This window comes from Marinobacter sp. SS13-12 (assembly GCF_030227115.1).
In the GTDB taxonomy this organism is placed as follows: Bacteria; Pseudomonadota; Gammaproteobacteria; order Pseudomonadales; family Oleiphilaceae; genus Marinobacter.
Genome location: NZ_JASSUA010000001.1, coordinates 1,698,583 through 1,710,668, shown reverse-complemented (window position 1 = coordinate 1,710,668; position 12,086 = coordinate 1,698,583). Strand labels below are relative to the sequence as shown.

The 12,086-nt window shown below is 55.9% G+C and carries 13 protein-coding genes; 6 read left to right on the top strand and 7 right to left on the bottom strand.

Annotation, left to right across the window (positions count from 1 at the left end):
• Window positions 1-45 precede the first annotated feature (45 nt).
• The 4 genes from QPL94_RS07870 to QPL94_RS07855 all read right to left on the bottom strand — a co-directional run bounded on the left by QPL94_RS07870 (window position 46) and on the right by QPL94_RS07855 (window position 5,209).
• Window positions 46-993 carry a DUF4124 domain-containing protein gene (locus QPL94_RS07870; RefSeq protein ID WP_285356634.1) on the bottom strand — a complete coding sequence of 316 codons (948 nt, stop codon included), beginning with the start codon at window positions 991-993 and terminating at the stop codon, window positions 46-48.
• 154 nt (window positions 994-1,147) lie between these two features.
• Entirely contained in the window at window positions 1,148-2,860 is a 1,713-nt protein-coding gene (locus tag QPL94_RS07865; protein ID WP_285356633.1) for a mechanosensitive ion channel family protein, read from the bottom strand.
• An 83-nt stretch (window positions 2,861-2,943) separates the two neighbouring features.
• Window positions 2,944-4,710 carry a DNA repair helicase RadD gene (gene radD, locus QPL94_RS07860; protein ID WP_285356632.1) on the bottom strand — a complete coding sequence of 589 codons (1,767 nt, stop codon included), beginning with the start codon at window positions 4,708-4,710 and terminating at the stop codon, window positions 2,944-2,946.
• 19 nt (window positions 4,711-4,729) lie between these two features.
• Window positions 4,730-5,209: an FKBP-type peptidyl-prolyl cis-trans isomerase gene (locus QPL94_RS07855; protein ID WP_285356631.1), complete on the bottom strand. Its 480-nt coding sequence runs from the start codon at window positions 5,207-5,209 to the stop codon at window positions 4,730-4,732.
• 125 nt (window positions 5,210-5,334) lie between these two features.
• On the opposite strand from QPL94_RS07855, the gene QPL94_RS07850 reads away from it, so the two are divergent.
• Window positions 5,335-6,081: a class I SAM-dependent DNA methyltransferase gene (locus QPL94_RS07850; protein WP_285356630.1), complete on the top strand. Its 747-nt coding sequence runs from the start codon at window positions 5,335-5,337 to the stop codon at window positions 6,079-6,081.
• A gap of 88 nt (window positions 6,082-6,169) precedes the next feature.
• Here the strand turns inward: QPL94_RS07850 and QPL94_RS07845 are convergent, their stop codons facing one another.
• Entirely contained in the window at window positions 6,170-6,838 is a 669-nt protein-coding gene (locus tag QPL94_RS07845; RefSeq protein ID WP_285356629.1) for an HAD family hydrolase, read from the bottom strand.
• A gap of 630 nt (window positions 6,839-7,468) precedes the next feature.
• On the opposite strand from QPL94_RS07845, the gene QPL94_RS07840 reads away from it, so the two are divergent.
• On the top strand, window positions 7,469-7,768 hold the full coding sequence (locus QPL94_RS07840; RefSeq protein WP_285356627.1) for a 2OG-Fe(II) oxygenase: 300 nt from the start codon (window positions 7,469-7,471) through the stop codon (window positions 7,766-7,768).
• A 102-nt stretch (window positions 7,769-7,870) separates the two neighbouring features.
• Here the strand turns inward: QPL94_RS07840 and QPL94_RS07835 are convergent, their stop codons facing one another.
• Entirely contained in the window at window positions 7,871-8,239 is a 369-nt protein-coding gene (locus QPL94_RS07835) for a cold shock domain-containing protein (protein WP_285356625.1), read from the bottom strand.
• A 76-nt stretch (window positions 8,240-8,315) separates the two neighbouring features.
• On the opposite strand from QPL94_RS07835, the gene QPL94_RS07830 reads away from it, so the two are divergent.
• Window positions 8,316-8,600 carry a DUF3175 domain-containing protein gene (locus QPL94_RS07830; RefSeq protein WP_285356624.1) on the top strand — a complete coding sequence of 95 codons (285 nt, stop codon included), beginning with the start codon at window positions 8,316-8,318 and terminating at the stop codon, window positions 8,598-8,600.
• A gap of 31 nt (window positions 8,601-8,631) precedes the next feature.
• Window positions 8,632-9,870 carry a Glu/Leu/Phe/Val family dehydrogenase gene (locus tag QPL94_RS07825; protein ID WP_285356623.1) on the top strand — a complete coding sequence of 413 codons (1,239 nt, stop codon included), beginning with the start codon at window positions 8,632-8,634 and terminating at the stop codon, window positions 9,868-9,870.
• A 153-nt stretch (window positions 9,871-10,023) separates the two neighbouring features.
• Here the strand turns inward: QPL94_RS07825 and QPL94_RS07820 are convergent, their stop codons facing one another.
• Window positions 10,024-10,266 (bottom strand): hypothetical protein, encoded by a 243-nt coding sequence (locus QPL94_RS07820; RefSeq protein ID WP_285356622.1) that lies wholly within the window; start codon window positions 10,264-10,266, stop codon window positions 10,024-10,026.
• Between the two features lie 221 nt (window positions 10,267-10,487).
• Here QPL94_RS07820 and QPL94_RS07815 point away from each other — a divergent pair, with 221 nt between their 5' ends.
• Both QPL94_RS07815 and QPL94_RS07810 read left to right on the top strand, forming a co-directional pair.
• Window positions 10,488-11,504, top strand: a complete 1,017-nt coding sequence (locus tag QPL94_RS07815; protein ID WP_285356621.1) for a hypothetical protein — start codon at window positions 10,488-10,490, stop codon at window positions 11,502-11,504.
• Complete coding sequence (locus tag QPL94_RS07810; RefSeq protein WP_285356620.1) at window positions 11,501-12,058, top strand: hypothetical protein; 558 nt, start codon at window positions 11,501-11,503, stop codon at window positions 12,056-12,058. The genes QPL94_RS07815 and QPL94_RS07810 overlap by 4 nt, the downstream gene beginning before the upstream one ends.
• Window positions 12,059-12,086: the final 28 nt, after the last annotated feature.

Genomic DNA, 12,086 nt, shown 5'->3' with positions numbered 1-12,086 from the left:
TGATCGACCGGTGAGTGACGCTTTGGTGCCAGTGGTTAAAGAAGGCTAAAGCCTGATGACTCCTTTACCCTGTTCGTGCAACCAACGCCTCCAGTCCAAACCCAACATACTTACCCCACCAATGTAATTATCATCCACCAGGTAATACGCCAGGGTGCGATCACCCCGGTTAAAGTTATGCATTAGCCGCACCACAAAGGTACGGCGGGTCGGTTTGGAGAGCAGGAAACTAAGGAACTGACCGGACTGAGCCCGCAAGCTCCCGTGACCCGACATTTCTGAATGGCGCCATTTGTTGCTGGATAGTCTCAGAAACTGGTCGATGCCCGTCAAACGGCCCTGTTCACGGGCTTGAGCGACAACCCACCGATTTTCCTGGTGACGCTCAAAATACAAACCCGTTTCATCACGCTCCAGCATCTCCATCTGCTCGGCAAGCCCCTCATTTAACCAGGCAGGCGCATAGGGAACGATGGTATCGACGACCGCGTGACTCACCTCGTGCTTGATCGTTTTAAAGGTCAGGCTTCTGTTTTCCCGCACATAGACCACTATCTGATGCTCAGAGGGTATATACAGGCCGTACGACGCAACCGCCGTGCCTCTGTTATTGCGAATCAGGTATTTCTGGTATTCAGCCCTATCCTTAAAAATCAGGATGTTGACGGGCACAGTCCTGTACATGTCAAAGGACATCACACGATCAAAAAACTCATAGACGTTGTTCACGCCGTCAACGATCTGCTGGTTTTCCTCGTCACTCAGCTCTATATCTACTGCTTTAACCTTGATATCAAAACGCGACCATTTCGACGCGCCTGGCTTCACGTTGACCACTTCCTGCTCAACGCTGTGGTCTTTCCGGTCGCCGAAATGAATTTTCCCGTCTTCATCAACCCATTTATAGATCTCTGCATAACCCGAGTTTGCAATGATCATAAAGAGCGAAAAAACAACGACTGGATGTACGGCTTTCACTAACTTCTTAATCACTGCGCTTTACCCGATAAAGAGATGGAGTAGTGACTGCGGGCCGAATTAATCAAACCGGCAGTTCGATGATTTCACCAGCCACACGGTCTTCGTTCAACAATAGCGCTTTTGCTTGCGGGCAATCACAAAAGCCAGCGCCGGCAATGATTCAGCATCACGTTGAGTCTCCTGCGTCGGGGCCGCCGGCCACGGTCGCCGGGCTGGCAGCTGGCCTTTTCCCGAGAGCCATGTCGTGGTGGCTGGCGACCACCACCTCCCTCGGCCACCATTCGGGGTGGTTGTCGCGGATGAATCCCAGCAACTTCTCACGGACATTCATCTCTGCCTCCCAGCCGGCAAAGGGCTCGGAGGTCATGAGGTAGAAAGAGACCTTCTGGGCCGCCTCAGTCTGCGCAGTGACAAAGCACGAGAGCTTGTGGTGCTCGATGACGTTTTCTTCTGCCTCGGCGAACTCCTTGAATTTCTCCCTCAGGCACTCGATGTCGGCATTCAGGTGAAGCGCCAGCTCTATCATCCTGTACATTTTGGCACTCTTGACCGACAGATTCTGGAAGGGCTTCGAAGTGAAGTACTGAACCGGTACAACCAAACGGCGTTCATCCCAGGTTCTCAATCGAATGAACGTATAAAAGATGCCTTCCACATAGCACCATTGATCCTCGAAGACGATCAGATCACCAATCCGTATTGGCTTGGCGAGCGACACCTGAAATGAAGAGAGAATGTTGCCCAGCACCGCCTGACCGGCAATACCCAGCAGAACCGTCAGGATACTGGCCGAGGCAAGGAGAGTGATGCCCAGCGCCTCGAAAAGCGCGATCTGAGACAGTATGTAGACGGTGACGGCGACAACCGTCATCAGGATGATTCCTCGACGCAACGCATAGAGCGATGTCAATAACTTGCGTTCGTCCCGGTGTTTGGTGTCATCGATCTCTCCCACCAGATGTCGCTTTACCTTCAGCAGGAGGACGTCCACGAAACGCAGCGCGATCATACCGATGCCCCAGGCCAGGATGGTGATCAGCAGTATGCGGAAAGACGTGGTCGCCACGGCCGAGAAGGATACCACGTAATTGAGTAGGACTCGGCCCACTAGCGTCATAACGACTAGCGCCATGGGCAGCCTGATCTCGCCGGCGAAGATGCTGGGTGAGCCGGAGGGCAGCCATCGTGCCACCAGGCCGACCAAGCGATGAACAAGCCACCCCACTGAGCCCACGCCGAGGAGGAAAATTGGAATAGCGATCCACTCCCAGATCTGGAGTGTGCCGAACGTTGATTTGAAACGCTGTGGCACATGTTCTTCCAGCCAGGAGGGGCCGTATTCTTCATAAAGCAGGGGGAGGGAGGTCAGACTGTCCGGCGTGATCAACCAGACGGGATTCTCTTCGCCCACCCGGTATCGTGCCAGACGAATATCATAGGATTGATCTTCGGCACGGAGTGATGCGAGCTGGAGACTGCGTCGTGGTTGCCCCGCCCGGGGATTTTTGCCCGCCGGATCTACAATGGCGGCATCCTGCCGTCCGGACAAATCAGAGGTATCGATCCACTCGCCACGCCTGAGAACGGCGGCAAGTTGCCTGGCTAACTCGTTCCCCTTCTCGCGCTGTTCCGCCGCACTCAGCTCGGAAAGATTGAGAAGGTGCGCCGCCGCCTCGAAGTCCTGCTGTTTGGTGAGTTGGAGAAAGCTACGGACCGACTCGCGTGGCGTCTGTCGCTTGACCCCCTCGGGGGGCTCATCGAGCCCGGTATTCAACGAATCGACGGTAAACCATCGCATCTCTTTGTCTTCCGTCTGTGCCACGCACAGGCTGGAAAACACGAGAGCAACGACCAGCCACCCTATCGCATATTTTTTCATTCGCGTCCTACCGGCATTGAGGTGCATCCATGGTCTATATCACTATAGAAGAAAGAAAACGCCGAGGAAAAACCGGGACGGCTCTATTTACACGCCTTGCGATAGCCCCCCTGATAATCAAAGATCCGTTCCTGCACCTGCCAATAATGCTTCTGCTTACGAGCAATCACAAAATCCGGCACCGGCAATAAGCCCTGCATCTCAAGCACCTCATTCGTCCTGCTGAACACTTTCGGAGCCTGGCTATTGGCGAAGCGCCGTCCAAACAGCTTGTTAAAGACATTGCGCTGGCCCGGCTTGCCGAAATCAAACGACTCGCTGAGTTCCTCCCCATCCTCGCCGTGATAGGTAATTCTCAGTTTGCTCTCACCAACACTTAGCGTGATCCCGGCGCAGCGGATTACCATGGCATCCTTGAGTTTCAGCGCATCTCTCAGTTGATCATCCGGATCGACGATGGCCTTCCGACACTGGTGGCAGTTACGGGCGGCAACATCATTCTCGCCACCGCAGTGTGGGCACTCCTTGAAACGAAAACGATAATCGCACTGTTGCGGGCGCCCGTTCTGCTTGGCAGATTCATCCCCTTCCGCGGGCTCCAGCAGCCCCTGACAACGTCGCCCGTAGTGCTCGATAACATGGCCATCACTGTCTGTTTTGCCCCAGAAGATATTGGCAAAACCGCAGCCAGGGCAGAATACCTGCACCGGCTCAGTGTCGGGGTTGGGTTTCGGCTCCCCGACTTCCGGGTGATGCAGGTTCACATGATTGCCCGCGTAATCAATCACCAGGCAGTCCTGTTTGCCGTCGTCCAGGCGAAGACCGCGACCCACGATCTGCTGATACAGACTGACCGACTGGGTAGGACGAAGAATGGCGATAAAATCCACATGGGGCGCATCAAAGCCCGTGGTGAGCACGGACACGTTCACCAGATACTTCAACTGCCGCTGTTTGAAGCGCTGAATCAGCAGATCCCGATCCTTCAGATCGGTCGCGCCGGTCACCAGGGCGGTCTGGTGTTCCGGCAGATAGCCGGTGATCTCCCGGGCATGCTCCACTGTTGCCGCAAAGACCATCACCCCCTTGCGCTCAGCCGCCAGCTCCATCACCTGCTCAATGATGGCACGGGTCACACGCTTATGTTTGCTCAGCAGCTGGTTGACGTCCTTCTCAGCGTATTCACCAAAGCGATCCTGAGGCAGCGCGGAGAAATCGTATTGCGTCACCGCCGCGTTCACCAACTCAGGCCGGGTGAGGTACCCCCGATTGATCATATAGCTCAACGGCAGTTCATAAATGCAGTGCTGAAAAGGTTTATCCTGTTCACCCCGGACAAAACCCCGGTAGTGATAGCGATAAATCCAGCCCATGGCCAAGCGATAAGGTGTGGCGGTCAGCCCGAGCACTTTAAGGGCTTCGTTCTGTTGCCGTAGCAGCTCGATGATTCGTTGATACTGACTGGTTTCCTCACCGCTGACCCGATGGCACTCATCGATGATGACCAGCGAGTATTCATCCCTGAACTGATCCAGGTTCGCCGATACGGACTGCACACTGGCAAAGGTCACCTGATGCCGGTTTTCCTTACGTTTCAGCCCGGCGGAGAAGATGCCGCCCGTTAACCCATAACTCTGGTATTTGGCGTGATTCTGCTCCACAAGCTCTTTTACGTGGGTCAGCACCAGAATCTTTCGGCGGGCAAGGCGGGCCAACTCGGCGATGACCAGACTCTTACCCGCGCCGGTGGGCAATACAATAACGGCAGACTCATCGGATTGGCGAAAATGCCTCAACGTGGCATCCACCGCTTCCTGCTGGTATGGCCGCAGCGTGAAAGGCGCATTCATTTTTACAGGGCTTAATCGTTCAATGATGCCCGCCCGGCCCATGCGCGTGGCCGTGCGCTAACTCTTCCGCGTCAGCGGCGCGTACATCAATGACTTCGATATCGAAGGTCAGGGTTTTACCGGCCATCGGATGGTTGGTGTCGACATCGGCAAACTTGTGGCCGACCTTGGCGACGACCACATGGCGCGGGCCCTGCTCGGTTTTCACCTGGGCGATCATGCCCGGCTTCCAGCGTTTGGCACCCATCAAATGCTTGATCGGCACGCGCTGGATGGCATCGGCCTTGCGCGGACCATAGGCTTTTTCCGGAGTGACGGTAGCGCTGAACGTATCGCCGGCTTCGCGACCTTCCAGGGCTTCCTCCAGCCCTTTAATAATGCCGCCGTGGCCGTGCAGGTAGGCGTTCGGCTCGCCACCACGGGAGTTTTCAACTTCGTTGCCCTGTTCATCACGGACGCTGTAGTGAAACAGGACCACCTGGTTCTTTTCAATTGGCATAGGGTTCTCTGCAACGGTTCAAAGTCCGCCATTATAGCCAGCAGTGGCGGCAGAAACGATGGTGAACACCGGCGAACTGATTGCTATACTGCCGGCCAGCCGCCTATCCTGCCCAGTGAGCCGTCATGCAACCGTCCACCAAGCTCTACACCGACCTCTCCGGTTATTACGATCTGATGTGTGCCGACATCGACTACCCGGAACAAAGCAGTGGCGTGCACCGGCTTGACCAGCTGTTCGGAAACGGCGGCCACAGTCACCTGGACCTGGCCTGTGGAACCGGCCCCCACATTCGGCATTTCCTCGACTTTGGCTACCAAAGCCAGGGCCTGGACATCAATCAGCCTATGCTGGACAAAGCCAAAGTGCGCTGCCCTGAAGCAGAGTTCACCCTGGGCGACATTGGCAGTTTTGCCTTTGACCAGTCTTTCGACCTGATCACCTGCTTTCTGTATTCCATTCACTACAGCAATGACATCGATCGCCTGAAATCCTGCATCACCAGCGTCCACAATGCCCTGCAGGCCAATGGTGTGTTCTGCTTCAATGCGGTGGACAAAAATAAGATCAACAACAATTTGCTTGTAACCCATACCGCAGAGCACCAGGACGGTGTTTTCACATTCAGTTCGGGCTGGCAATACTGCGGCCATGGTGAGCAACAGTCACTCAAGCTGTGCATCAAAAAAAACACGCAAAATGTCAGCGAGACCTGGAAGGACGAGCATCCAATGGTGGCGTTGGGCTTCGAGGAGCTTGCACAGCTGCTGGAGCCTTATTTCGAGGTGCATATATTCGAGCATGACTACGGTAGGATAGAGCCCTGGGACGGGCAATCCGGCAACGCCCTGTTTGTCTGCGTAAAGAGCTAGAGCAAAATAGAAGGCATGGCACTGTGGCGGCCTGCTCGTTGAAACGCAGCAGGTCCCCGTTTTCGAAGGTTGCCGGAGTGACCAACTTTCAGTGCAGTGCCATCAGTTTGTCTGCCACCTCAACAAGACTATCGCCAGTGACGTCGGCGGGCAGAAAGACATCGCCAGGCTCGTATTCAAGACGCGAACACCAGCCCGCAATTGCGCCGGCCCGTTTTGCTCCATGGCAGTCCCAGGCATGCACGGCCACCAGAGCCAAGCGCTCAATCGGCGTATCCAGACGTTTTGCTGCGAAGCGGTAAATGTCCGGATGAGGTTTCCAGATACCGGCCTCCTGCGCTGTGACGACGTGGTCAACAAACCCGGCAAGCCCCGCACCTTCGAGGAAACGGCGTGTTTTTTCAGGACTGTTGACGGTAAGGCATCCAACGGACGCGCCCGCCTCAGAGATTTTCTTCAGAGCTGGCGCGGCATCGTCGAAGGTGGGCAGCGTGGAGAACCCTTCAACCACATACTCAATCTCACGTTCACTGAGCGTGAGTTTCGTTTCCGTGCGGAGTGATTCCCTGGCAAGAGGTTCGAAGGGTGCCGGGTCGCCGGCAAGGGTCAGCGCCATGGCATCGCGTTGAAAGCGCAGGAACCAGGGCTGCAGGATGGTCGCTGGCTGGCCAACCTCTTCCAGCCGAGCCGCCAGCGGATCCAGATCAATCAATGTCTCAAGGACATCGAATAAAACTACGTTCGGTCGGACAGCCATATCGAGCCTCCCTATACCGTTGTAGATTCATAGGAAGTGTAGTTGAGGTTATCGCTGTATGCTGACCTGGAAAAACCGGAAAAGCCCCAGTTTGCAACGCAGTTTTCAATAGAACCATAACACCAGGCCAGCAACCGCGAAAAGAAGCACGGCAAAATGGACAGCCAGGTTCTTCCGGGTAGTTGGAGCGGGCTTTCTGGCGAAACTGAAGTAATCCTCACCAAACAGCCCCACACCGCAGCCCTCACAGTAGTTTTTTGAGTAGGAAACCCTCAGCGCAGATGGCTCAAACGTTTTCCGACAACTGTAACAAGCAGGCTTAAACATTTCGGGCTCCGGGCAAAACAATGTTTGAATAAAAATACTGAGATTTTCTATGGACCAGGTAACGCCCCATGAGCATGGCCGGCTTAATATTACCATTCAGACGATAGATTTGACTGGTCTCCGCTTGGTATCAAATTCTAAAAATAAATATCTGATGCTATGTCAGCAGGCGTTGATCGGCTGCTGACACATGTCTCACCCGCCGGAGCCGGCCCGGAAAGCCATGCAGGTGGAACCGTTGACCGCACCCAACCAGACCGCGCAGACTGGGCCCATCACCCTTAGATAGTGAACGCACACCCAATGGCAACAAACGTAAAAACCCGGGTCCTGTTTCATTCCAGACGGCTCAGCATATACCTGGTTCGATATCCCGAGGGCCATAAGGTAGTGCCCCATGTGGACATGGTTTCAGAGGGCTGGCTCTACAAACTGAACTGCGTTCTGGTCAAACCCGCAGCCGGTGGCGAATTCACTTGTGAGAAGAATATTTTCAACCTGTTCGGGCGGGTCTACCTGTTTCGCCCGGATCTTTATCAGCACCGGGTATCAAAGATCGAGCGTGGTAACCGCTGGCTGCTCAGTTTTGCGATTACAGGCTGAGAGCAAACCATCAGGGAGAAACAGGACACCTGATTGGATAAAACCATGAAAGGTGACTTTTTAGCCGACTACCAGACAAGCGGCTGCAAAGACTTCGACAAATCAAAGCCCAATTGCTGCCGCAAAGCGCTCGCCTCCGGAGCCAAAAGCAGCCAACCCAGAGCGCCCAGATTGGCCAGGACCGCCAGCCAGAACGGTGAAAAACACCAACATAACAGCCGCGGACACCCAGACTCCCGGCGCAATGCTGGCGCCCACCTTTGCCGCTCCGGCATACTGGAACCGCCCTGCCCTCAGCCGGCCCTGATCGTCCTTCGTGATGCTGTAACTCACCTTGCGATCGGACACCGGTCGGTCCCGGCCCGCGTAACGGCTGATATGAGCAAACACCCGTTCACCACCGCCTTCCGGCGTAATAAAGCCGAAGCCCTTGGCGTCGTTCCATGAGGTGAGTGAGCCTTTCTGATTCAATGTACTTCCCCTTGCGTAACGCCCTTCACTTGATATGGTTACAGTGTACGTCTTGCCAGACGACTGGAGGTAGGTTTTGGATAAATCTGAGCGCTGGTCGCAGAAGGTAACGGAATCCAGTGATGCGCTGAACCTTGAGTCCGGCGTATTCGCGCTGGACGATCCACGGGAAATTGCCCGTTCCCTGAAGAAATCTGCCGAAGAGAGCAAGCGCCGGAAGTCGGATCCTTACCGGTCAGCTATGTCGATGCTGACGTTTTACATCAATCGGGCGGGCAAACAACTTACCGCAGAGCAAAGAGAGCGCCTTGAGGCTGCAAAGAATGAGCTGCGCGACCTTTTCGGTAAGCACCGCAAATAAACTCATTCCGAACCACAGGGGAGAAACCACCATGGAAGACTTCCTTGAACAAAGCACCCGCCTGATGCGCCAGGCCGCAGAGATCGGCAAGATCAATCCGGATGTTGTGGAACTGCTGTCCGCCCCCGGTCGGGCCACCAGCTTTCGCATCCCACTAAAAATGGACGATGGCAGCAGTCGTGTATTCGACGCCCACCGGGTCTGTCATACCGACGCCCTCGGTCCTACCCGGGACGGCACCCGCATCTCCCCGGATCTCAACCTTGACGAGTGCAAGGCGCTGGCCCTGGTTATGTCGATCAAGCATGCCGCAGGGCGAATTCCCGCTGGTGGTGGCAAGGGTGGCATTGCCGCTGACCCCGGCAAACTCAGCAAGCACGAATTCGAACGGCTGTGCAGAGCCTATATCCGCTATCTAAGGCCCTCCGGCCCGGACTGTGATGTCCCCGGCGCCGACGTAGGCACCGACATGCAAAGCATGGCCTGGATGCTCGATGAGTACGAGCAGATTACCGGCCGCCACTCACCAGTGGCGGTGAACGACAAGCCGCCGATTCTGGGTGGTACTCTGGGCGGTTACGAGGCCACAGGCCTCGGGGTTTTCGAAGTCTTTCAGGCAGCGGCGGAGCAGATCGGTTTCAAGCTCGAGGGCGCGCGCGTGGCGATTCAAGGCTTCGGACAGGTAGGCTCAGTTGCTGCCCAGGCCTTTCACAAAGCAGGCTGCAAGATCATTGCCATCCGCGAAATCGACAGTGGCGTCTACGCTGAAGAAGGCCTGGACATTGACGAGCTTCTGAAACACCGCGAGAAGGAAGGCAGCCTGGCAAACTTCCCGAACACCCAGCCGATCACCAACGAAGAACTGTTTACCTGTGACTGCGATGTGCTGGTACCGGCAGCCCTGCAGGGAGTGATCACAAAAGAAGTCGCAGAAAAGGTGAAGGCAAGAATCCTCGTTGAAGCCGCCAATGCCCCCACGACGCTGGAAGCGGACGAACTGTTGCTGGATCGCGGTGTCACCATCGTACCGGACGTCCTGGCGAACGCTGGCAGCGTTCACCTTTGCCAGATGGAACGGACACAAGGCCTTGCGGACGACTATTGGGGTGCAGAAACCATAAGTGACCAACGTCGACAACGGCTGGTTCACAGTTACCAACAGGCCACCGAGTGCGCCGAACGTCACCAGCTCAAATCGGTTCGCCTGGGGGCCTGGATTAATGCACTCAAGCGAATTGAAGAAGCCGTCATCGCCAGGGGCTGGTGTTAACGGGGACCCGGGGCAGACTTATTCTCAATATGCCCCAGGCCTATTACTGGCGGACCTGCTTGGGCCGCCGCCTTTTCCGGAGTGACGGTGACGCTGAAGCTTTCACCGGCGTCGCGACCTTTCTGGCAGCGTGGTTTTGCTACCGATTATCCCTTACAACGCAGCGTCCAGTTCATCAATCGCTTTTCTTAGCGCAATCTCAGCCTCGGAATGTTTACCCTGATTGTGCAGCGATTCACCCCGATCCCGGAGCTCTTTGACCTTGGCCTCAGCCTTGATGTCCAGTTGCGCTGACTGCAGTTGATGATCGATCTGTTTAACCAGGCTCGGGCACTGGCTACCAAGGGCATTGCCCGCAAAGAAAACCGTGAACAACACAACCGTAAAATACCGCATGATAGTTCCTCCTTTTTAACAAGACCCTATGGAGTATAGACAATCGGGAGCCGGTGGGTCGGTTCGTGCGCGTGGTCGTGCAGGTGAGCGTTCGGTTCTTTTCGATTGGCATAGGGGCCTATGCGACGGTTCAAGGTACGCCATTATGGCCATTGGCGCCGCTGACTACTAAGATTGGTGGAGTGGCAGTCCCACCTTGGACCCATGGAAGGAGTTGCCGTATGACACGCATTCGATGCCCGTCGCGAACTGTTATTCAGCGCCGGCCGCTCTGGTTTGTGTACCTCATGATGGTTTTCGGTCTGTCCCTGCTGCCGGCACTGACCTGGGCACAAGCGGATCTGGTGATCGGGCTTGAAGCGCCGGATAACGCAAGCGCCGGCGAAGACATCGGCACTTCCCTCTCCTTGAATGCTATCAACCTCGGCGATCGCATGGCCCAGGGGACCCGATCGTCCGACAATGGCTATATGATCGACATTTTCATCACCCGGGAAACCATGCCCACCGGCTATGCCCGTTACGATGAACACTACTTCGATGGCGTTCTGCTCAAGGGTGGACGCGTCAGCAATACCGATGATTTGCCCCCGCGGCAACGCACTCGCTATCGCACCTCCGCAATACTGCCAACAGACATTCCACCCGGCCGTTACCAGCTCTGCGCCCGTATAGACCCGGGACATAAAATCAGGGAGGCCAACGAAGACAACAATACTCGCTGCCAAAACCTTTCGATTAACCCGACTGCCATGCTGATTCGAGCCGTGCCGAAATTCCAGATGCTCCTGCCCGAGCATCGGGACCGGGAGCTGCGCGTCATCGAACCCGAGCAGGTCGACCTCGGTCCGCCTCCCGTCACCCCGGAGACGCCGGTCGAAACATCCGACGCTACACGAACCATTCTTGAAGACGGGTCTATTGTCCTGTCATGGCCGGACGGCTCACAACGGCGCCTGAGGCCAGACGGCCTGGTTGAATACGTCAATCCGGATGGCACCGTAATGTCACCCATAGCCCTCCAGGTTCAGGCCGCCGATCTGCCGGAGCTGCCCGAGGCATTGAGCGACTGGGGCAGCGTCCTCTCCAACAACCTGCTGGCCATCCTCGGCAACATCCTGACCGACGCCGAACTCGAGGCCTACCAGCAAACCGAAGCCGACAAAGGCTATTACGAACGCATCAACTGGCGCCTGCGCAGTATCCAGTTCCTGACCGCCCTGGAGGGTGATGAATGATGCGACTCTGGCATGCATTAATCGTGAGCGGCTTGTTGTTGGGGCCCATTTCAATGGCCTTGGGCGAGGACAGTGAAAACAGCCCCGAACCCGCGGATACGTCAAGGATCGATGCCATGGAAGCCGCCCTCGAAGCGGAAGACAATCAGAACCGCTCCCAACCGCTGCAGGCCCCGGCGATCATCTCTGACACGTTAATGGATGCCGAAGGACTAGCCGCCATGCAGGCCGCCCTCAAGGCCTACTACGACTATCGCGCGGAAGGATACGACCACCGTCAGGGCGTATTCGAGTGGCAATTGTTGTCATCGCGTATCATCTTTGTGGTTGTCATCGCCCTGGTTGGAGCCGGCATCTATTTTTCGTGGCTGCAGTTCCGGGCGGACCTGAAAAAGACTGGCAACGAGGGGGATCGGGGCGTCTCCACCTTGGAAGCGTCGACCTCCGGCATCAAGGTCAGCTCACCGGTAATGGGCGTGGTCATCCTGGTGATCTCGCTGCTGTTCTTCTATCTGTACCTGCAGTATGTCTACCCGATTGAAGAAATCCTCTAAAATTCTACAATGGAACTCCAAGCCTCGG

Bases quoted from the DNA above. Each gene is read 5' to 3' on its own strand.
- QPL94_RS07865 (WP_285356633.1), bottom strand. From the start codon at position 2,860: ATGAAAAAATATGCGATAGGGTGGCTGGTCGTTGCTCTCGTGTTTTCC.
- radD (WP_285356632.1), bottom strand. From the start codon at position 4,710: ATGAATGCGCCTTTCACGCTGCGGCCATACCAGCAGGAAGCGGTGGAT.
- QPL94_RS07855 (WP_285356631.1), bottom strand. From the start codon at position 5,209: ATGCCAATTGAAAAGAACCAGGTGGTCCTGTTTCACTACAGCGTCCGT.
- QPL94_RS07850 (WP_285356630.1), top strand. From the start codon at position 5,335: ATGCAACCGTCCACCAAGCTCTACACCGACCTCTCCGGTTATTACGAT.
- QPL94_RS07845 (WP_285356629.1), bottom strand. From the start codon at position 6,838: ATGGCTGTCCGACCGAACGTAGTTTTATTCGATGTCCTTGAGACATTG.
- QPL94_RS07840 (WP_285356627.1), top strand. From the start codon at position 7,469: ATGGCAACAAACGTAAAAACCCGGGTCCTGTTTCATTCCAGACGGCTC.
- QPL94_RS07825 (WP_285356623.1), top strand. From the start codon at position 8,632: ATGGAAGACTTCCTTGAACAAAGCACCCGCCTGATGCGCCAGGCCGCA.
- QPL94_RS07820 (WP_285356622.1), bottom strand. From the start codon at position 10,266: ATGCGGTATTTTACGGTTGTGTTGTTCACGGTTTTCTTTGCGGGCAAT.
- QPL94_RS07815 (WP_285356621.1), top strand. From the start codon at position 10,488: ATGACACGCATTCGATGCCCGTCGCGAACTGTTATTCAGCGCCGGCCG.
- QPL94_RS07810 (WP_285356620.1), top strand. From the start codon at position 11,501: ATGATGCGACTCTGGCATGCATTAATCGTGAGCGGCTTGTTGTTGGGG.